This window comes from Micromonospora sp. DT231 (genome assembly GCF_049847025.1).
Lineage (GTDB): Bacteria > Actinomycetota > Actinomycetes > Mycobacteriales > Micromonosporaceae > Micromonospora.
Window position 1 is genome coordinate 661,740 of record NZ_JBNCNO010000002.1, and the last position, 19,203, is coordinate 680,942.

Annotated in this window: 19 protein-coding genes and 1 tRNA gene; 13 read left to right on the plus strand and 7 right to left on the minus strand. The window is 71.1% G+C overall.

The features are described 5' to 3' along the window. Positions 1–223: 223 nt before the first annotated feature. Positions 224–826: a TetR/AcrR family transcriptional regulator gene (locus ACPXBU_RS07930; RefSeq protein ID WP_357812038.1), complete on the plus strand. Its 603-nt coding sequence runs from the start codon at positions 224–226 to the stop codon at positions 824–826. A gap of 13 nt (positions 827–839) precedes the next feature. Here ACPXBU_RS07930 and ACPXBU_RS07935 read toward each other — a convergent pair whose 3' ends face one another. Continuing rightward, positions 840–2,045 carry an amino acid deaminase/aldolase gene (locus tag ACPXBU_RS07935; protein WP_393365707.1) on the minus strand — a complete coding sequence of 402 codons (1,206 nt, stop codon included), beginning with the start codon at positions 2,043–2,045 and terminating at the stop codon, positions 840–842. A 316-nt stretch (positions 2,046–2,361) separates the two neighbouring features. On the opposite strand from ACPXBU_RS07935, the gene tmk reads away from it, so the two are divergent. From tmk to ACPXBU_RS07965, 6 genes are all read left to right on the plus strand, one after another. Beyond that, positions 2,362–4,452, plus strand: a complete 2,091-nt coding sequence (gene tmk / locus ACPXBU_RS07940; protein ID WP_393367056.1) for a dTMP kinase — start codon at positions 2,362–2,364, stop codon at positions 4,450–4,452. Next, positions 4,452–5,726 carry a DNA polymerase III subunit delta' gene (locus ACPXBU_RS07945; protein ID WP_425757445.1) on the plus strand — a complete coding sequence of 425 codons (1,275 nt, stop codon included), beginning with the start codon at positions 4,452–4,454 and terminating at the stop codon, positions 5,724–5,726. Before tmk ends, ACPXBU_RS07945 begins: the two co-directional genes overlap by 1 nt. 122 nt (positions 5,727–5,848) lie before the next feature. Next, positions 5,849–6,178 (plus strand): YbaB/EbfC family nucleoid-associated protein, encoded by a 330-nt coding sequence (locus ACPXBU_RS07950; RefSeq protein WP_355027350.1) that lies wholly within the window; start codon positions 5,849–5,851, stop codon positions 6,176–6,178. A gap of 1 nt (position 6,179) precedes the next feature. Continuing rightward, the gene (locus ACPXBU_RS07955) at positions 6,180–6,485 is read left to right on the plus strand and encodes a hypothetical protein (protein WP_393365711.1); all 306 of its coding nucleotides are present in this window, start codon (positions 6,180–6,182) and stop codon (positions 6,483–6,485) included. Continuing rightward, positions 6,485–7,165 carry a hypothetical protein gene (locus tag ACPXBU_RS07960; RefSeq protein ID WP_393365712.1) on the plus strand — a complete coding sequence of 227 codons (681 nt, stop codon included), beginning with the start codon at positions 6,485–6,487 and terminating at the stop codon, positions 7,163–7,165. Before ACPXBU_RS07955 ends, ACPXBU_RS07960 begins: the two co-directional genes overlap by 1 nt. Before the next feature lie 275 nt (positions 7,166–7,440). Next, entirely contained in the window at positions 7,441–8,280 is an 840-nt protein-coding gene (locus ACPXBU_RS07965; RefSeq protein WP_393365714.1) for a PSP1 domain-containing protein, read from the plus strand. A 17-nt stretch (positions 8,281–8,297) separates the two neighbouring features. Here the strand turns inward: ACPXBU_RS07965 and ACPXBU_RS07970 are convergent, their stop codons facing one another. After that, positions 8,298–10,037 carry a metallophosphoesterase family protein gene (locus ACPXBU_RS07970; protein WP_425757448.1) on the minus strand — a complete coding sequence of 580 codons (1,740 nt, stop codon included), beginning with the start codon at positions 10,035–10,037 and terminating at the stop codon, positions 8,298–8,300. A 144-nt stretch (positions 10,038–10,181) separates the two neighbouring features. Between ACPXBU_RS07970 and ACPXBU_RS07975 the strand changes: the two genes are divergently transcribed. After that, a tRNA-Thr gene (locus ACPXBU_RS07975) sits at positions 10,182–10,255 on the plus strand. A gap of 17 nt (positions 10,256–10,272) precedes the next feature. Here the strand turns inward: ACPXBU_RS07975 and ACPXBU_RS07980 are convergent. Next, positions 10,273–10,458, minus strand: coding sequence for a hypothetical protein (locus tag ACPXBU_RS07980; RefSeq protein ID WP_425757449.1), 186 nt, complete (start codon positions 10,456–10,458; stop codon positions 10,273–10,275). 638 nt (positions 10,459–11,096) lie between these two features. On the opposite strand from ACPXBU_RS07980, the gene aroA reads away from it, so the two are divergent. Next, positions 11,097–12,350 (plus strand): 3-phosphoshikimate 1-carboxyvinyltransferase, encoded by a 1,254-nt coding sequence (gene aroA, locus ACPXBU_RS07985; protein ID WP_425757450.1) that lies wholly within the window; start codon positions 11,097–11,099, stop codon positions 12,348–12,350. A 151-nt stretch (positions 12,351–12,501) separates the two neighbouring features. Here the strand turns inward: aroA and ACPXBU_RS07990 are convergent, their stop codons facing one another. The 3 genes from ACPXBU_RS07990 to ACPXBU_RS08000 form a co-directional block, all read right to left on the minus strand. Further along, entirely contained in the window at positions 12,502–13,230 is a 729-nt protein-coding gene (locus ACPXBU_RS07990; RefSeq protein ID WP_425757452.1) for an LPXTG cell wall anchor domain-containing protein, read from the minus strand. A 136-nt stretch (positions 13,231–13,366) separates the two neighbouring features. Continuing rightward, complete coding sequence (locus tag ACPXBU_RS07995) at positions 13,367–14,257, minus strand: aminopeptidase (protein WP_425757454.1); 891 nt, start codon at positions 14,255–14,257, stop codon at positions 13,367–13,369. Positions 14,258–14,394: 137 nt separating this feature from the next. Beyond that, positions 14,395–15,138: an AraC family transcriptional regulator gene (locus tag ACPXBU_RS08000; protein WP_425757455.1), complete on the minus strand. Its 744-nt coding sequence runs from the start codon at positions 15,136–15,138 to the stop codon at positions 14,395–14,397. A gap of 78 nt (positions 15,139–15,216) precedes the next feature. Here ACPXBU_RS08000 and ACPXBU_RS08005 point away from each other — a divergent pair, with 78 nt between their 5' ends. Together ACPXBU_RS08005 and rarD are read left to right on the plus strand one after the other, a co-directional pair. Continuing rightward, entirely contained in the window at positions 15,217–16,407 is a 1,191-nt protein-coding gene (locus ACPXBU_RS08005) for an MFS transporter (RefSeq protein ID WP_425757457.1), read from the plus strand. Next, complete coding sequence (gene rarD / locus ACPXBU_RS08010) at positions 16,407–17,297, plus strand: EamA family transporter RarD (RefSeq protein ID WP_425757459.1); 891 nt, start codon at positions 16,407–16,409, stop codon at positions 17,295–17,297. Before ACPXBU_RS08005 ends, rarD begins: the two co-directional genes overlap by 1 nt. 63 nt (positions 17,298–17,360) lie before the next feature. On the opposite strand, the gene ACPXBU_RS08015 is transcribed toward rarD, so the two are convergent. Further along, the gene (locus ACPXBU_RS08015) at positions 17,361–17,978 is read right to left on the minus strand and encodes a pyridoxamine 5'-phosphate oxidase family protein (RefSeq protein WP_425757461.1); all 618 of its coding nucleotides are present in this window, start codon (positions 17,976–17,978) and stop codon (positions 17,361–17,363) included. Between the two features lie 167 nt (positions 17,979–18,145). On the opposite strand from ACPXBU_RS08015, the gene ACPXBU_RS08020 reads away from it, so the two are divergent. Both ACPXBU_RS08020 and ACPXBU_RS08025 read left to right on the plus strand, forming a co-directional pair. Beyond that, positions 18,146–18,652 carry a DUF2231 domain-containing protein gene (locus ACPXBU_RS08020; protein WP_425757463.1) on the plus strand — a complete coding sequence of 169 codons (507 nt, stop codon included), beginning with the start codon at positions 18,146–18,148 and terminating at the stop codon, positions 18,650–18,652. Further along, positions 18,649–19,200 (plus strand): Hsp20/alpha crystallin family protein, encoded by a 552-nt coding sequence (locus tag ACPXBU_RS08025; protein ID WP_425757465.1) that lies wholly within the window; start codon positions 18,649–18,651, stop codon positions 19,198–19,200. Before ACPXBU_RS08020 ends, ACPXBU_RS08025 begins: the two co-directional genes overlap by 4 nt. The last annotated feature ends 3 nt before the right edge of the window (positions 19,201–19,203 follow it).

A 19,203-nucleotide genomic window follows, 5' to 3' on the forward strand; every position in this document is an offset into this window, starting at 1 on the left:
CACTCCTCATTCATGAATATGAAGTGACTTCATATCAGGAACGTTGTGCCTGGTAAATACCGCAATTGCGATCCGCTCGTTGTACCGGTAGTCACGGACTCGTGACGTGGAGATATGTTCATCCGTCGAAGGGGGGTGGCGCCGAGTGTCCACACCAGCCGCCACGACCGGGCCGCTGCGCCGCGTTCCGGTGCAGGGTCGAAGTGTCGCGCGGGTCCAGCGCATGTTGGATGCCTGCGCCGAGCTCGTCGACGAGGTGGGGTACGAGGGGCTGACCACGACCCTGCTCGCCGAGCGCGCCGAAGTGGCGATCGGGTCGGTCTACCAGTTCTTCCCGGACAAGCGGGCGATCGTGCAGGCGCTGACGCTGCGGACGATGGAGTCCTACCTCCAACGCCTCGACGAGCGGTTCGCCTCCGACAAGATGACCCACTGGTGGGATGGCGTCGACGCGGGGATCGACGAATACATCACGATGCACCGCACCGTCCCCGGCTTCCGTACCCTGCACTTCGGCGACGTGGTCGACCTGCACCTGCTCGACGAGCAGCGGGACAACAACGGCGTGATCGCCGACCAGTTGGCCCAGGTGCTCACCGAGCGTTTCGGGCTCACCGACGTACCGAAGCTCCGTTTCGTCCTGGAGATCGCGGTCGAGGCGGCGGACGCGCTGATCAAGCTCGCGTTCCGGCGGAAGTCCGACGGTGACGAGCGGGTGCTGCTGGAGGCGAAGGCACTGATCCGGGAATACCTGCACCGCCAGGTCGACGGCCCGGACAGCGACCGGTCCGCGCTCGGGCAGGCCGAGGCGGCCCAGCCGGCCTGAGCCGGCGTGGGCCTCAGAGGAAGGCTTGCCCCTCACCCCGGTAGGTGGGGACGGTCGCCGCGATCACGTCGCCCTCGACCAGGTGCAGCTCGTTGACCCGTTCGCACAGCTCACCAGCCTTGGCGTGGCGGAACCACACCCGGTCGCCGACCCGCAGGGTGGCCGCCGCCGCGCCGGACAGCGGAGTCTGCACCTCACCGGCGCCCTCGGTGCCGACCAGCTTGAGCCCGGCCGGCAGCCACGGCCGGGGCAGCCGGCTGTCGGCCGCCGGGCCGGAGGCGATCCAGCCGCCGCCGAGCACCGTGGCCAGCTCCGGCGTCGGCCGGCGGACCACCGCGCAGGCGAAGAACGCCGCGGGGGTGGGCCGCCAGGCGCGGTACGCGTCGAACAGCGTCGGCCCGTACAGGCCCGATCCCGCGGTGACCTCGGTGACCGCGGGATCGGCGCTGGTCGCGGCCACGCTGCCGGTGCCGCCGCCGTTGACGAACTCCAGGTCGGCGTGCTCGCGTACCGCGGCCACCGCCGCGCCACGGCGGGCCAGCAACTCGCGGTACGACCCGCGCTGGGCCAGCCTGATCGCGCCCGCCAGCAGCGTCTGCCCCGGCGGCGCGTCGCCCAGGCCGGCGATCTGCGCCTCGTACGACATGAGCCCGACCAGCCGGAAGCCCGCTCGGTCGGCGACGGTGGCGGCGAGCGCGCCGGCCGCCCGCGCGCTGTGCACGGGCGAGCGGCGGACGCCGACGTGCACCCCGCGCAGCGGTCGCCAGGAGGCGTCCAGGTCCAGGCAGAGGCGCAGTTCGGCACGTTGCCCGGGGGCGCGGACGTCGTCGATCAGGTCGAGTTGGCCGGTGCCGTCGATCATCAGAGTGATCGCGGCGGCGAGCGCCGGGTCGGCGCCGAGTTCGGCGAGTGCCGCCCGGTCCACGCTCGGGTACGCGAGCAGCACGTCGTCGCTGATGCCGGAGCGGACCAGCCAGATCGCCTCGGGGAGGGTGAACGCCATCACGCCCCGCCAGCCGGGCCGGGCGAGGGCGCGACTGATCAACTCCCGGCTGCGGACCGACTTGCTGGCCAGGCGGACCGGTTTACCGGCGGCGCGATCGGCCAGCGCGGCCGAATTGGCGTCGAAGGCGGTGAGGTCGACCACGGCGTAGGGCGGGTCGAGGTGGGCGGTCGCCCGATCCAGGCGCTCGCGAAGTTTGTCGCTTTCGATGGCCACGTGTGCACGCTAACTGTCCGGCGGTAAATGCGAAATACCCTCGCGTACGTCCGGGCTGCGGCCGGTGCCTCCGGCGGCCTAGGCTCAGCGAGCAGGAGAATGTCGTCGGTGGGGCCGCTCCCACCCGGTCTAGAGTGTTCCACCGGAGGCGCCCAGCGATGGGCCGGCACGTGGAGGTACGGCCATCGAAAGCCAGAACGACGGCGAGTCGCACGGCGTGTCGCGCTCGGGAGAGCAGTCGGAGAGCGCCGCCAACCAGTCCAGCTCGGGCCAGGTCGATCCGTCCGGTTACGCGGCGATTCGCTCGGTTCTGCGGATCAGGCCGTTCCGGCGGCTCTGGATCGTGCTCGGCGCCGCCTCCTTCGGCGACTGGCTCGGCCTGCTGGCCACGTCGGTCTTCGCCGCGTCCCAGGTGCAGGGCAGCACCGCCAAGGGTGCCGCCTTCGGTGTCGTCATCGCGATCCGCCTGCTCCCCGCGCTGGTGCTCGGGCCGATCGCCGGTGTGCTGGCCGACCGGTTCGACAGGCGCTGGACGATGGTCATCTGCGACCTGCTCCGCTTCGTGCTCTTCGCCTCGATCCCGATCGTGGCGCTGGCCGGCGCCAATGGCGGCCTCGTGGTCCTGTGGGCGACAGTCGCCACCTTCCTGATCGAGTCGATCACCCTGATCTGGATCCCGGCCAAGGAGGCCGCGGTTCCCAACCTGATCCCGCGCGCCCGGCTGGAGGCGGCCAACCAGCTCACGCTTATCACCACGTACGGCCTCACCCCGATCCTCGCGGCGCTGGTGGCCGCGGCGCTCGACCGCAGCGTCCGGGCCCTCGTCCCCGGCGGTGACCTCGGCTGGGCGGAGCCCGCCCAACTCGCACTCTGGGTCAACTCCTTCTCCCGACTGGCCACCGCCCTCGTGGTGGCGTTCGGGATCAAGGAGATCAGCCAGGCGCAACGCGGTGAGGCCGAGCGTGCCGAAAAGAGCATGTTCCGCCAGTTCGCCGAGGGCTGGAAGTACATCGGCCAGACCCGGCTCGTCCGCGGCCTGGTGCTCGGCATCTTCGGCGCGTTCGCCGGCGGCGGCATCGTGGTCGGCACGGCCAAGTTCTTCGCCGCCTCGCTCGGTGCCGGCGACGCCGCCTTCTTCCTGCTCTTCGGCGCCATCTTCATCGGCCTGGCTCTCGGCATCGGCCTCGGCCCGATGGTCGTCAAGGAGATGTCCCGGCGGCGGTGGTTCGGCATGAGCATCGTGCTGGCCAGCGCCGCCGTGATGACCCTCGCCTTCGCCATCCACCTGTCCATGGCGATCGTCGGCGCGGTACTTGTCGGTACCGGTGCCGGCATGGCCTTCCTGGCCGGCACCACACTGCTCGGCGGCGAGATCAAGGACGAGGTGCGTGGCCGGGTCTTCGCCGTGGTGCAGATCGGCACCCGGCTGGTGCTGATCCTGGCCATCGGGCTGAGCAGCCTGCTGGTCGGCGTCGGTGGCTCCCGCAAGCTGACGATCGCCGACCTCGGCATCTCCGTCTCCTCCACCCGTCTGCTGCTGCTCGCCGCGGGTGCCGCCGGCATCTTCGCCGGGATCAGCGCCTTCGGCCAGATGGACGACAAGAAGGGCGTGCCGGTCCTCGCCGACCTGTGGGGGTCCATCCGGGGCCGGCCGCTGATGCCGGCCGAGCCGTTCGTCTCCGCGGGCCTCTTCGTGGTCTTCGAGGGTGGCGAGGGCGCGGGCAAGTCCACCCAACTCACGGCGCTCGCCGAGCGGCTGCGCGGTCACGGCCGCGAGGTCGTGGTCACCCGCGAGCCGGGGGCGACAGGGGTCGGTCGACGGATCCGGTCGCTCGTGCTGGACACCTCCGGCGACGACGCGCCGTCACCACGCGCCGAGGCGCTGCTCTACGCCGCCGACCGGGCACACCACGTGGCCACCGTCGTCCGGCCCGCGCTGGTCCGCGGTGGCGTGGTGATCAGTGACCGGTACGTCGACTCGTCCCTGGCGTACCAGGGCGCCGGCCGGACGCTGCCCGTCGACGAGGTCTCCTGGCTCTCCTCCTGGGCCACCGGTGGGCTCAAGCCCGACCTGGTGGTGCTGCTGGACGTCGAGCCGAAGACCGGCCTGTCCCGGGTGGCCTCGCGCAACACCGGCACCGACCGGCTGGAGGCCGAGTCGGTCGCCTTCCACGAGCGGGTCCGGTACGCGTTCCTGGACCTCGCCGCCGCCGATCCGAAGCGCTACCTGGTGCTCGACGCGTCCCGGTCGGTCGAGGAGATCAACCGGCAGGTCGTCCGCCGGGTCGAGGAGATGCTCGGCAAGCCGGGGGGCATCGTGCACCCGCGGCCGGCGCAGGGCCCGGACACCTCGGTGCAGCCTGAGTTATCCGACGCGGAGTTGGTGACGATGGAGCACAAGACCTGATGCCGGACGTCTTCGCCGACCTGGTCGGTCAGGACGAGGCGGTCGTCGAGCTGCGCCGGGCCGCGGCCGCCGCGGCTGCCGTGCTGCGCGCCGGCGCGGCCGACCGTGCACCCGCGCCACGCACCGCCGACCCGGCCGAGTCCGCCGACGCGGACGCGGACGCGGACGCCTCCAGCGGGGTGGACCCGTCCGCCGGGATGACGCACGCCTGGATCTTCACCGGCCCGCCCGGCTCCGGCCGCTCGGTCGCCGCGCGGGCGTTCGCCGCCGCCCTGCAGTGCGTGCACGGCACCGGCTGCGGCGAGTGCCCCGGCTGCCGCACCACGATGGGCGGCACCCACGCCGACGTCCGACTCGTGGTGCCGGAGGGGCTGTCCATCGGCGTCGGTGAGATGCGCGCGCTTGTGCTCCGGGCGGCCAGTACCCCGTCCGGCGGGCGCTGGCAGGTGGTGGTCATCGAGGACGCCGACCGGCTCACCGAGGCCGCCGGCAACGCGCTGCTCAAGGCGATCGAGGAGCCACCACCGCGTACGGTCTTCCTGCTCTGCGCCCCGTCCACCCACCCGGACGACATCTCGGTGACCATCCGGTCCCGCTGTCGGGTCGTACCCCTGCGGCAGCCGCCGGCCGACGCGGTGGCCGAGGTGCTGGCCCGTCGGGACGGGATCGCGCCCGACGTGGCGCAGTGGGCGGCGGCGGCCGCGCAGGGGCACGTGGGTCGGGCCCGCCGGCTGGCCCGCGACCCGGAGGCCCGCAAACGGCGTGAGGCGGTGCTCGCGGTGCCGCGCCGGTTGACAGGCGTCGGCGCGGCGTTCGACGCGGCGTCGGCGTTGATCGAGGCGGCCGAAGCGGAAGCCGAGGCGTCGGTCACCGACGCCGACACGACCGAACGGGCGGCACTGGAGACCGCGCTGGGCGCGGGCGGCACCGGCCGGGGCGCGTCCGGCGCGATCCGGGGGGCCGCCGGCCAGCTCAAGGAGCTGGAGAAACGGCAGAAGTCGCGGGCCACCCGCGCCCAGCGGGACGCGCTCGACCGAGCGCTTGTCGATCTTGCCGGCTTCTACCGGGACGCGCTCACCATGGCGTTGCGCGCACCCGTCGCCCCGGTGCACACCGACACCGCCGCACTGGCCGGCGCGGGCGCGCAGAAATGGGACGCCGAGGGGTCGCTGCGCCGGCTGGAGGCCGTGCTCGCCTGCCGGGCGGCGATCGAGGCGAACGTCAAGCCGCGGATCGCGGTCGAGGCGATGATGCTCGCCCTCTGGAAGGGCTGACCCGCAGCTACCGGCGTTGTCCACAGGCATCGACAGGCCCGATTGTGGTGCGGTACGGTCCGGTGTGCCGTGGTGACGGCGGCGGCACGCTCAGTGATGGCTCATCCGGGAGGAGTCGGCCGATGCCACGGGGGGAGATCGACGAAGCCTGGATCGAGGAGGCGGTGCGGCGATACCGCCGGATCGAGCAGCTCCAGGCCGAGTTCGACCAGGCGGTGTCCACCGTCGAGGTGACCGTCCGGTCGCCGGACGGTCTGGTCGAGGTCGTCGTCACCGCCGGGGGGCGGATCACCCACGTCCGGTTCCTCGGCCCACTGCACACCCGCAACCCACGCGACGTCGCCGGCTCCGTGCAGGCCGCGGTCACCGCGGCCGCCGACGCCGCCGAGTGGGCGCGGGAGAAGCTGCACAACGAGACGTTCGCCGCCTACCGACCGCTCGCGGGGGCCTGAGATGGACACACTGCGCGCGCTCTCCGCCCGACTGGACGAGGCGAGCGCCACGCTCACCACAATCGCGCACACCGTCACGGCCAGCGACCCGGCTCAGGCCGCGTTCGGCGCCGACGCTCCGGGCCGCCCCGGCGAGATCGGTCGCGCGCTGCACCGGCAGTGGGTCATCGCCACCGACGAACGGGCCCGGGAGGCCCGCACCGCCGCCGGTCGGCTCGCCACCGCCGCCTCGGCGGTGCGGGAAGCCGCCGACCGCTATGCCGAGGTCGACCGGGCAGCCCGCCGCCGCCTCGCCGGGGAGCCCTGATGGACGCGCTGGACCGGCTCGCCGAACCCGGCCTCGACCTGCTGCGCCGGGTGGACCGGCTGATCGCCGCCGGCGTCGGAGAGGGGCATCGCGTCTGGCCGCTGCTGCGCCGGATGCAGGTGCTGCCGGGCGACGCGGTCCGCGGCTTCCTCGACCTGCACCCCGCGCCGCTCGCCGGCGCCGGGCACGCGGTGCGCCGGCTGGTCCGGGGGTACGACGACGTCTCCGCCGCGCTCACCGACCCGGTGCTCTGGTCCGGCCCGGCCGCCACCGCGTACGGGCAACAACGGGCCGCGCTGTTGCGCCACCTCGACGAGGGGCCGGACAGCCTGGTCGGGCGACTCGAATCCACAGCCGGTTACGCCGACGCGCTCGCCGACTGGGTGGAGGGCAGCCGTCTCGCGCTGGCCCGGACGCTGGCCGACGTGCTGCGCTCGGCCGAGGCGGTGGCCGTGGTCGCCGCCACCGCCACGGGCCCGTCGACAGGCCCCGGGCCGCTCGGGCCGGGTGTGGCCGATGCGGCGGAGATCGCCGCCCGGGTGCTGGCGGTGCTCTGCGTCGCGTACGACGGCGCGGAGACGTTGCTGCGTCAGTGGGCGCCGAGCCTGGCCGAGACCGCGTGGCGACCGCCGGCGGACGGCCGGCCGCACTACGACCAACCCACCCGCGTCGGCTGGTAGCCGCTCGGACAGGCCACGGCGTCGCGCACGGGCGTCGGACCGGAGCCGGCGCCCACGGCGACGCCGTGGTCTTCCCCCTGCACCCCCCGCAGGTCTGCCTTCACTCAACGCCGCCGGGGGCGTGCTTGTCTGCTGTCCGGGTCCGGATTCAACCGTCCGGGCGAGGCGCAACGGCACGACGGGCCGCCCCGCCATCGGTCGAGTCGACGGTCATGGATGGCAGTCGACGGATCGGCTGGCGCGTTCTTCGCGGTGATCCGTCGTAGGGTGGGGGGATGGGGATGCTCTGCGCAGTCAGCTTCAACAGGTACGGGCGCCTCTACTACCTCGACCCCGGCGAGTTGCGTCCGCAGGTGGGCGACAAGGTGCTGGTGCCCACCGACGACGGGCCCGAGGTGGCGGAGTGCGTGTGGGCCGCGCAGTGGGTCACCGAGGAGACCGATGGTTTTCCCCGGCTGGTGGGGCTCGCCGGCGACGACGACCTGCTCCGGGACGAGGCGCTGCGGCGTCGTAAGGCCGAGGCGAAGGTGGCCGCGAAACGGCTGATCCGCTCACACGGCCTGCCGATGAAAGTGGTGGCGGTCGACCACGTGCTCGGCTCCGTCGAGGGCGGCGGCGAGCGCAGCACCGTCTACTTCACCGCCCCACACCGGGTGGACTTCCGCTCCCTGGTCCGTGACCTGGGCGCCACCCTGCACTGCCGGGTCGAGCTACGCCAGCTCTCCGCGCGCGACTCGGCGCGGGTGCAGGGCGGCATCGGCTCCTGCGGTCGCGACCTGTGCTGCGCGACGTTCCTCACCGACTTCGAGCCGGTGACCATCCGGATGGCCAAGGACCAGGACCTGCCACTGAACCCGCTGCGCATCTCCGGTGCGTGTGGCCGGTTGATGTGCTGCCTCAAATACGAGCACCCGTTGTACGCCAGGTTCCAGGAGACCGCCCCGGCGGTCGGCAGCCGGGTCTCCACGCCGGAGGGCGACGGCCGGGTCGTCGGCCACAGCGTCCCCCGCGACGCGGTGACGGTCCGCCTGGACGCGGACGGCTCCCGCTGCTCCTGCTCCCGCGCCTCCGTCTGCGCCCCCCGCCAAGCCCACGACCAGCACTACACCCCCTGACCCCGGTCGGGCGTCGATCAGGGCAGGACTATCGGGGGTTCGGACAGGCGGGCGGTCAGGGCGGTCTCCGGCGTCAGCCAGCTTGCCGTGGGGGACTGGTCGGGGTTCACCCGCCAGTCGCGGGAAACCCGGTCCACCGCGATCGGGTAGATGGTCAGCGTGCCGTCCGCGTCGATGCGCAACCGCAGGAACGACTTGGAGTCCTCGATGCCCTGCCCGGCGAACAGTTCGTTGACGTTCACCCCGAACCAGCCCGCCACCAGCAGGTACACCGCCACCAACTGGCTGGCGACCAGGCCGATCACCGGCCCGTAGACAACCGCCGCGGCGGCTGCCGGCAGCGGCCACGGCCATTCGTAGAACGGCAGCGCCAACCAGACCCAGGTGCCGCTGGCGGCCAGCGCCACCTGGGCCACCCCGTGGCCGACGCCGAGTAGCCAGTGCCGGGCGTGCCGCTTGCCGCTGGCGTTGGGCGGCCTGGCGAACAGCACCGCCGCCGCCACCGTCACGAGCACCATCAACACCAGCGGGACGCTGAACAGTCGCTGGTCGGTGCTGTCGCCCCAGTTCGCCGTCGCGCCCGCCATCGCCAACATCAGCAGGGTGTGCAGGATGCCGAGCAGCGTGGTGAAGCCAGGGTTGCGGAACGGCAGCCGGGCGAAGATGCCCCAGCCGTAGCGGCGGGAGCGGGCCGCGTCCGGATAGCGGGCCACCAGGTCGTACGGCTGGGTGCGGCTGGCCCGGCGGGCCAACGTGTCGCGGGGCGGCACCTCGATGCGCTCCGGCAGCTTGTGGGTGGGGTACAGGTAGGCCCCACCGCCGCCACAGGTGATCAACTGCCGGTCCGGGCTGGCATAGCGGGCGTAGTGGTGCAGGTCGCCGGAGAGCAGCAGCCGCACCCGCGCCCCGGTCGGGTCGATGATCGTCCGGATGAAGTAGTCGATCGAGTCGTACGCCGCCGGGCTGTCGGCGGCCTTGACCCAGGTCGGCGACGGCGCGGCCAGGATCACCTTCGACTCCGGGCCGAGCCGTCGGGCCACCTCGTCGAAGTAGGCCAACTGCGGGTCGTCCAGGTACGAGCCGGACTGGTCGTCCACGCCGAGCAGCCACCAGCCGGCCGGCAACTCCACGGCGAAGTACGACCGCGACTGACCGGTACGCCAGCCGGCGAAGTTGCGGTCCCTTGAGCGGACGAACAGCCGCAGGAAAGCGGTGAGTCCGTCGTACCAGTCGTGGTTGCCCGGCACCGCGAACAGCGTGGGACGGTCGGGCGGAGTCATCGGCAGCGCGGCCTGGTACGGCCCCTTGCACCGGTTCTCGTACTCCTCGTAGGCCGCCGACGGATACACCTGGTCGCCGCCCATCACCAGGGTCTGCGCCCGGGGCAGCCGGTGCCCGTCCACGGTCAGCTCCGGCTGCGCCAGCAGGTACGCGACCGAGTAGGTGGCGTTGAAGCCGTCACCGAGGTCGGCCACGTAGTCGAGCCAGAGCCCGCCGTCCGGTCCGGCCTGACGGAAGATGTCGTCGCCGAAGGCGTTCTGCAACTCGCGCTTGTCCAGGTAGGCGCCGAAGAGGACCGCCAGCAGCGTCCGGATGCCGGTGCTGATCAGCAGGAACGGCGCCAGCCACGGCACCGGCTTGCGTGGGGTGAAGCCCAACTCCAGCGGATCGGTGGAGCGTGGCCGGGGTCGGGCACGCTCGCCGTCGGGGTGATCGTCGGCCGCCGGAGCCCGGTGGTCGTCGCGTTCGTCGCTCACCCGCCGCAGCGTAGTACCGGATTCGGCGAAACGCTGTCCGGTAACAGGCCGGTTGGTCCCCGTTGTCCGGTTGATGGCTGCTGGGAGCGCGAGGGTATCCCGTTCGGTGCCGGGCAACGGGGTGCCGTACACTTGCTGATCGTTGCCGCCTTAGCTCAGTCGGCTAGAGCGACGCACTCGTAATGCGTAGGTCGACGGTTCGATTCCGTCAGGCGGCTCGGCACGGAAGCCCAGGTCATCGACCTGGGCTTCGCCGTTTCCCAAGGTCCACGACAGCGCCGCCGGACGTGCCAGTCCGCAGACAGTCCGCATCCCGTGCTGCGACCGCCTCGTCCAGCCGGTTGGCGACCGCGTCCAGGTCGTCACCGAAGAGGCCGGCGTGCACGTCCAACGTCATCGACGCCGACGCGTGCCCGAGCATCCGCTGCACCCCCAGGGCTTGCCACTCAATGGGTCAGCCGAGGGAAGGACTGGCCGGCGGAACTCACGAGCTGGCCAGGGCCGCAACCAACCGATCAGCCATCTACGATCTTCTTCTGATCCCGAGGCCGGTCAGAGCGGCTTGGTCCCGTGATAAGTGCGAAAATCTCCTGTATGAAGCCAGCCAAGAACCTGTGGTGGCAGACAGCAAAGACGCCGAAGCAGGGTTTCATAAGGGGAGGCGTCTGGCTTCTCCTGGCCGTCGGGTGGGTGGTCGTGGCCGTCGGAGACCCCACGCCGTGGCGTTGGGCATTTGCCGCACTGTGGGCGGTCGTCGGTGTGGGCTACCTGGTGTCAGCCGTTCTGCTGCGGCGAAGGCAGCGCGAGACTCAGGACAGGGCGGGGCTAGAGGGGAGATAACGCTGAACGATGGCACCTCCTGTCGCGCACCAGCGAGCCGCCGGCTCCTGAATCAAGCGCGATTTCCACCAACTCTCACGCCGTTTCGTATTCATGCCAACAATGCCGCAATCACTCTTGCTGCGGCCTTCTCCGCCCTCCCGCTGCCCCCGGGAACGACGACGGGCAAGTAGACTGTGGCCGTTCTCCCGGCGGTGGGAGAGGGCAGAGGTAGGAATTTTGACGAACGTACCGATTCCCGGATCGAAGTCCGTCACGGCTCGGGCGCTTTTCCTCGCGGCCGTGGCGGAGGGCACCTCGCGACTGACCGGGGCGTTGGATTCCGACGACACGCAGGCGTTCCGCTCCGGATTGCGTGCGCTCGGTTACCGGGTCTCCGACACCGACGAGGTCTGGAGCATCGACGGCGACCCCGACGGTCCGCCCTCCCGTTCCGCACATGTCTACTGTCGCGACGCCGGCACCGCGGCCCGCTTCCTCCCTGCCCTCGGCGCTCTCGGAAACGGCGAGTTCCGGTTCAACGCCTCGCCGCAGATGCGTCGGCGTCCGGTCGGGCCGATGACCACCGCGCTGCGGGAGCTCGGCGCCGATCTCCGATTCGAGGACCGTGACGATCACCTGCCCGTCGTCATCGACGCCCGCCGGCTGCGCGGTGGCCGGCTCCGCCTCGACTCGTCGATCTCCTCGCAGTTTCTGACCGCACTCCTGATGGCCGCGCCGGCCATGACCGAAGGTCTGACAGTGCAGGTCACCGGCATGGTGTCGCGGCCGTACGTGGAGATGACGGTCCGGATGATGCGCGACTTCGGCGTGTCGGTCGAGTGGGACGACGACACCTTCACGGTGCCCCCGCAGCGTTACGTGGCGCGCGACTACCGCGTCGAGCCGGACGCCTCGACGGCCAGTTACTTCTTCGCGGCCGCAGCCCTGACCGGCAATTCCGTCACCGTTGCAGGCCTCGGCACCGAGGTCATGCAGGGCGACATCGGATTCGTCGACATTCTTCGCCGGATGGGCGCCGACGTGACCATCGGCAGCGACCGGACAACCGTCACCGGCACCGGCCGGATCACCGGGACGACAGTGAACATGCGTGACATCTCCGACACCATGCCGACCCTGGCGGCAATCGCACCCTTCGCCGACGGCCCGGTGCGAATCGAGGACGTCTACAACACTCGCGTGAAAGAGTGCGACCGTCTCGAAGCCTGCGCCAAGAATTTGAGTGCGATGGGCATCGAGGTGGCGACGGGCCGCGACTGGATCGAAATTCAGCCCGGCCGTCCCAGGCCCGCGCTGATCGATTGTCATGCGGATCACCGGATCGCCATGGCTTTCAGCGTCACCGGGCTCCGCGCCGATGGCATCGCACTCGACGATCCCGAATGTGTGAAGAAGACGTTCCCCGAATTCCACCAGGTCTTCGGTGAAATGCGCGAGCAGTGGAGTCGCGCCGCCGTCGGCCGCGACTGATCGGAGCGGCCCGCGGGCTGCGCCGTGGGTCATCGCTCACCGGATGGTCGCCGCCTCTATCAATCGGCGCTTCCGACGATCCGGCAGATCAACCCGCCGGCGCTGATCGCGCCCGGCCCGACGAGGCGTCGAGCCGGGCGCGTCGAGCGAGCTATGCCACGAAGCGGGAACGGCGTCGGCGTCCGATCAGGTAACCCACGCCGCCGAGGAGCAGAAGCGCGCCGCCGATGCTGGCCACCGTCATGGTGTTGGTGCCGGTGACGGGCAGTCCGCCACCGTCACCGCCGGAGGCGCCCAGGCTGGCGGAGGATGTGGGGGTCGGCGCAACGGACGTCGTAGCGCTGGCCGTCGCGCTGGGCGTCGCACTGGGCGTGGCGCTCGGCGTCGACGTGGGCTGCGCCGCGCAGTCACTCACACGTGCGGCGTACAGGCCGTCGTTCAGGTAAGCCAGGAGGGCGTCGATGGAGTCGGCGTTGAGCGTCTTCTGCGCGGCGTCCTTCACGTTGGCGCCAGCACCCGTCATCGTCCGGCCCACCGAGATTCGCAGAGCTGCCCACCACAGATCCTGCATGCGCGACTTGAGGAAGGCCCGGAGCTCCTCCGAGGTGCCGCCCAGCGCCTTCTCGATCGCCTCCGGCAGCCCGGGCAGCTCCTCCTTGTTCGCCGTGTCCAGGACCCGATAGGCCAGCAGCCGCAACTGCCCGAGGTCGGCGGTATCCAGATCGATGGTGACAGCCTTACGAATATCCGTGTACGTGTTGCGTTCGACCGTCTGGCAGGTCGCGTTCAGCCCGGGTGAGCCAGCCTGAGCCACCGCCGGTGCCGCCGGAACCAGAAACGCCAGCGCTATCAGGGCGCCGGCCGGGAACTTCCATCGCATGTAGATCTTCCTCCCCGTTGTAGATCAAAACATGGAGATATTACCGGCGGGGAGCGGGAAGGCAAGAAGGGTGGATGTCGTGGACTGCGCACGGAAAAGGCGACAGCGGTTACCCGCACGGAGGCAGGCCACCCAGTTACTCCTCGCGCTTGTTGCCGTCGTCGTCCACCAGCAGGAAGCCCGTCCGGTCCGTGACCTCGCGGGAGCTGCGCAGCGCGCCGACGGCCGCCAATCCCGCCCCGGCGAGCGGGATCGCCGTCTCCACGGCCGACGACACCTGGAGGGTGTCTTCCGTTGACCTACTCACCGCCATCCCCAGTTGCAGGAAGGCGTCCCGGTCCGGGTTGGCCATCTCCCACCAGCCCGACCACAACCCGGCGAGATTCGAGTACGCGTCGGCCGCTGCGAGGGACAGCAGGAAAAACCCCACCGGGAGCAGCCAACGGCGGTCCGCGCGCCACCCGGACAGCGCGAGCGCCCCCATGGTCACGAGGGCAGCGAGCAGCGCCGGCCACACCGTCCCGAGCAGGTCCGGCAGTGGATGGTCGACGAACTCGGGGGTGGAGTCCAGCCCGAACCAGGCGAGCAGCAGCAGTGCGAGGACTGCCGTCGCCACACCCCGGCGCCTGCCGCGGGACGGCAGTGCCAACACGCCGGCCGCGAGACAGGCAGCGCCGAGCGCCAGGCCCAGCGCGGCGAGCCGTTGCCTGTCGATCGAGTCCCGCCACGGGCCCAATATGGACGTCTCCGCAGCCGCCGGCCCGTATGCCACCCAGCCCACGTCGACGGACTGCTCCTGATGCCAGTGCAGTCGCACGGCAGCCACCACGGCAAGGAGCCCGATGCCGGCGGCGACGGCCCACCGCACCCGGTGCTCACCGCGACTCAGCAGGACGTAGCCGAGCAGGGCGAGCAGCATGACCAGGCCGAACTGCATCGACGCGGCTGGACTGGCGACCAGCGCCGCCCCGGCCGAGAGCAGACCGGCCGCGACGGACGCGACGAGCAGGCCGAACGGAAGACGCATGGCCGAGATCGTGGCACGCGAGCCGGAGTCGCGTAGCCCCGTTGGGCCAGGGCGGGATGGGCGCCGATGCGGTGGACATCAGAATGGCGATCCGGGCAGCCGCCGGCCGGTTCCCTTTCGCGGGAGGATCCTTCGCCTCACCGGCTTCGGCAATAGTCGCCCGGCGTCATCCCGAAGTAGCCCCTGAAGGCCTGGATGAACGCACTGGGACCGCTGTAACCGCTGGCTGTGGCGGTGGTGGTCACCGACTTGCCCTGGGCGATCAACGTGAGCGAGTGGTGCAGCCGCAGTTGGGTCCGCCAGTGCGGGAACGACATCCCGGTCTGCTGCCGAAACAGTCGGCTGAGGGTACGCGCGCCGGCGCCCACGGCCATGCCCAGTTCGCCGAGGGTGCGGCGGTCGGTGGGGTCCTCGAGCAGGATCTCGGCAAGATCCCGCAACCGGGGGTCGTCCGGGTACGGCAGGCGCAGGCGCAACGTGGCGGTCCGTCGTAGCTGGTCAAGAGCCACCCGTTCGAGATTGTGCTGTTCGTCGTCGGTCAGCTCCTCGCCGTCGGTGAGTTTGACGATCACCTCGCGCAGCAACGGTGAGACGGCCAGGGCGGTCGGCTGATCCACACCCAGCGGGTTCAGCGGGCGGTCGAACATGATCGCGCGCATGTCGGTGGGCCCGTACGCCCGATGGGCGTGGGCGGCACCTGCCGGGATCCACACCGCCCGATCCGGCGGCACGGTCCACAGCCCGGTCGGCGTCGACACCCCGAGCACACCGTTGCGGGGACAGACCAGTTGATGGCGGGCGTGGGTGTGCCAGTCGATCCGGTCGCGGTCGGCCAGGGGCACCCGGGCGGGGCCATCGACATCTTGGCTGCTTGTCGACATAAATCGGCAGGATATCGATAGTCCGCACCTGAGGCGACCGGGCATCCTTCCTGAGGACACCGGACGAGAGAGCTGATCATGACGGAGATGGGCAGCCGGGTGAACTCGGCCAACCCTGGGACGATGGTGCCGCTGGACGAGCAACCGTCGGCGTGGCGGCGAATGCGACTGTGGAGTGCCGCCCACGCGGTCGACGACCTCTACCAAGGTCTGGTGCCGGCCTGCGTCCCGTACTTCGTGCTGGACCGCCACTACAGCTACGTAGCCGCCGGCGGTCTCACGCTCGCCGCGACCCTGGGTAGCTCCGTCCCGCAGCCGTTCATCGGCGTCGCCGTCGACCGTTACCGGCTCGACTGGCTCGCCGGGGCGGGCGTGACGCTGGCTGGAATCGGGCTCGGCCTCTCCGGTCTCGTGCACAGTTACGTGGCGGTCTGGTTGCTGCTCTGTGCCTCGGGGTTCGGCGTGGCGATGTTCCACCCGGCCGCGGGAAAGTCGGCCCGGGTGGCGGCCGGTGAGAGCGCCACCGCGATGAGTATCTTCGCCGCCGGCGGCAGTGTCGGGTTCTTCCTGGCACCGGTACTTGCCACTCCCGCACTCATCGCGATGGGTGTCGGAGCGACGGCGCTCTTCATCCCGCCGGCCGTACTGATGGGCTTCCTGTTGTACCGCAATCGGCTACCGCGGCCGGCCGCCCGCTCCGTTTCCGACAACGGCTCGGACCGCTGGATTCCCTTCCTGGTGTTGACGGGCATCGAGACCGTCAGATCGGTGGCCTTCTTCGGCGCGATCACCTTCATCGAGTTGTTCTGGATACGCCATCTGGGCGCGGGCAAGAGCCTCGCCGGGGCCGCGCTGGCCTGCTTCCTGGTCGGCGGGGTTCTCGGAACACTGCTGGGCGGCCGGATCGCCGACCGGGTCGGGATGGTCCGCACCGTGCAGCTCGGCGCGATCATCGCCATACCCGCGCTCGTCGGCCTGCGATTCACGCCCGGGGAGTACCCGCCGCTGCTCCTCGCCGTGCTCGCCGGCGCCGCCCTGAACATCCCGTTCGCGGTGCTGGTCAAGCTGGGCCAGGACTACCTGCCGACGCGGCCCGGCACCGCGGCCGGTGTGACACTCGGACTCGCCGTGAGCATCGGGGGCCTCATCGCGCCCGTCCTGGGCGTGGCCGCGGAAAAGTGGGGTCCCGAGGGCGTGTTCACCATCATCTGCCTGATTCCCCTCGTGGCGCTGGCACTCGGGGTGTTCCTCACCGAGCCGCGGAAGTGATGCGTCAGGCCCGAGCCGGCGTGCTGGCCGGAACGGCGGCGTACCTCCTCTGGGGTTTGCTGACCCTCTACTGGCCGCTGCTGGAGCCGGCCTCCGCGGTGGAGATCCTCGCCCACCGCATCGTCTGGTCACTGGTCTTCGTCGCCGTCGTGCTGGCGATCCAGCGCGACCTCCGCTGGGTACGGGCGATCCGGCGGCAGCCACGGGTACTGGCGCTGCTGGCCGGCGCCGGCTGTTTCGTGGGCGCCAACTGGGGCCTCTACATCTGGGCGGTCAACAACGGGCGGGTGATCGAGGCGGCCCTCGGCTACTACATCAATCCGCTCTTCACCGCGCTTCTCGGCCTGGCGGTGCTGCGGGAGCGGATGGCGATCGTCCAGTGGGTCGGCGTGGCCCTGGCCACGGGGGGCGTGGTGTGGCTGGGGATCGACGCCGGACGGCCGCCGTGGGTGGCGATCGGCCTCGCCGCCACCTTCGGAATCTACGGACTGCTTCGCAAGTGGGCGGCCATGCCGAGCTGGCGGGCGTTGGCGGTGGAGACCGCCACGCTGGCCGTGCCCGCCGCCGCGTACCTCGCCTTCCTGTCGGCGACGGGCCAGAGCCACCTTGGGGACGGTCCGGTCCGGTCCGTGTTGCTCGTCAGCACCGGCCTGGTCACCGCGCTGCCGTTGGTGCTGTTCGGCTTCGCGGCGGTCCGGACGCCGCTGACGGTCCTCGGGATGCTCCAGTTCCTGCTGCCGACGACACAGTTCGTCATCGGGTACTTCGGGCTGCACGAGTCGATCAGCGCTGTCGGCCTGGGCGCCTACTGCCTGGTCTGGGCCGGTGCGGCGTTCTTCCTCGCCCCCTACGCGCGGCGGCAGACCCGCGCCGAGGACGGGCGCGCGTGAAACCAACTGGCGCTGAGAATCGGCTACTGAGGTCGGGCACGATCTTCCTGTCGTGCGGCGGGATCAGGTGTAGATGTTCTTTGCGTACTCCGGGCCGTAGTGCCGCTCCAGATCCTCCAGGCTCACCGCCGGTGCCTCGACCTCCTTGATCAGGCGGGGGCGCGACGGCAGCAGGTCCGGCTGCCAGGTGTCCGGCTGCCACAGCGCGGACCGCAGGAACGCCTTCGCGCAGTGGTAGAAGATCTGCTCGATCTCCACCACCACGGCGAGCACCGGTCGGTGTCCCTTGACCACCATGTCGTCGAACCAGGGCGCGTCGCTGAGCAGGCGCGCCCGCCCGTTGATCCGCAGCGTGTCGGTGCGCCCCGGGATCAGGAAGAGCAACCCGACGTGTGGGTTGTCCAGGATGTTGCGGTAACCGTCGGCCCGCCGGTTGCCCGGCCGCTCGGGCAGCGCGATTGTCGTGTCGTCCAGCACCATGGCGAACCCGGCCGGGTCCCCCTTGGGGGAGACGTCGCAGCTACCGTCCGCACCGGCGGTGGCCAGCAGGCAGAACGGCGACGCGGCAAGCCACTCACGGTCCCGCTCGTGTAGGCGTCGGCGTTCCTTGTTGACGGCCCGCGCGGTTGGTGCCCCCAGCAACTCGCGCAGTTCCTCGTGCGAAGTGATCTCCACCGTCACGTGATCCTCCCTCAGGCGTTGACCCGTTGGCGGGCACCGCCACGTGTCAGCCTAGGCCGCCGTGACCAGGGTGAGGTTTGTGCCCGGTCGCCGGGGGGTAGGGCCTCACCCGACGCGCCCGCCGCACGAGACCGTTCCGCAGGACGCCGACAAGTGGAGGCCGGGAGATGGAGAGCCGACTCAAGGTACTGGGTCATCCAGTCCATCCGATGCTCGTCATGTTCCCGGTCGCGTTGCTGGCCACGGCGGTGCTGTTCGACGTGGTCGATACCGTCGGCGGCCCCGACCTCCTCGGCGAGGTCGCGTACTGGAACATCACCGTCGGCCTGATCGGCGGTCTCCTCGCGGCGGCGGCCGGCTCGTTCGACCTGCTGGCCATCCCGACCGGCACCCGGGCCAAGCGGGTGGGTCTGCTGCACGCCGCCGCCAACGTCGCGGTGATCCTGCTCTTCGCCGCCGTGTGGGCCGTGCGGCTCAATGCCGACTCCCGGGCCGCGGGCGGTGCCCTCGTCGCCATCGAGGTGGTCGCGGTCGGGATCCTCGGCATCAGCGCCTGGCTGGGTGGCGAGCTGGTCGACCGGCTCGGCGTGGGCGTCGACGCCGACGCCGGCCTGGACGCGCCCAGCTCACTACGGCCGTCGACGGCCACCCAGCGGATCGGAGAGGCGCGATGAGCGAGCAGCAGGCCGGCGGATTCGGTCGGGGCTGGCGCGGCGGCCGGCAGCAGGGCTGGGACCCGATGGGCGAGTTGCAGTCGCTGCGCGCCGAGCTGAGCCGACTCGTCGGTGGCCGGGCCAATGCGTCCGACGTCGAGCTGACCGAGACCGCCGACGGCTGGGAGGTCGTCGTCCGGCTGCCCGGGGTGGCGCCGGAGGAGGTGGCGGTCGAGCTGGACGACCTCGAGTTGTGCGTACGGGCCCGCTCCGAGGCGGAGGTCAACGCCGACCAGGGCATCCCGGGCGGCTTCGAGACCCGCGGCTTCGAATACCGCATCAACCTGCCGTCGCGCGCCGACCCGGACGCCATCGACGCGGTCATGGACCACGGCCTGCTCCGGGTCCGCCTGCCCCGGGCGACCCGACCCGCGCCGCGCACCATCACCGTCGGCCGCACCGGGCCGCGCTCCGGCGACCTGTCCACGGGTACGCCGATAGCGGCCGACCCCGCCGCGGACCGGGAGCTGCACCGCCCGGACACCGCCGGCGAGGTCGACCGGACGTAGCGG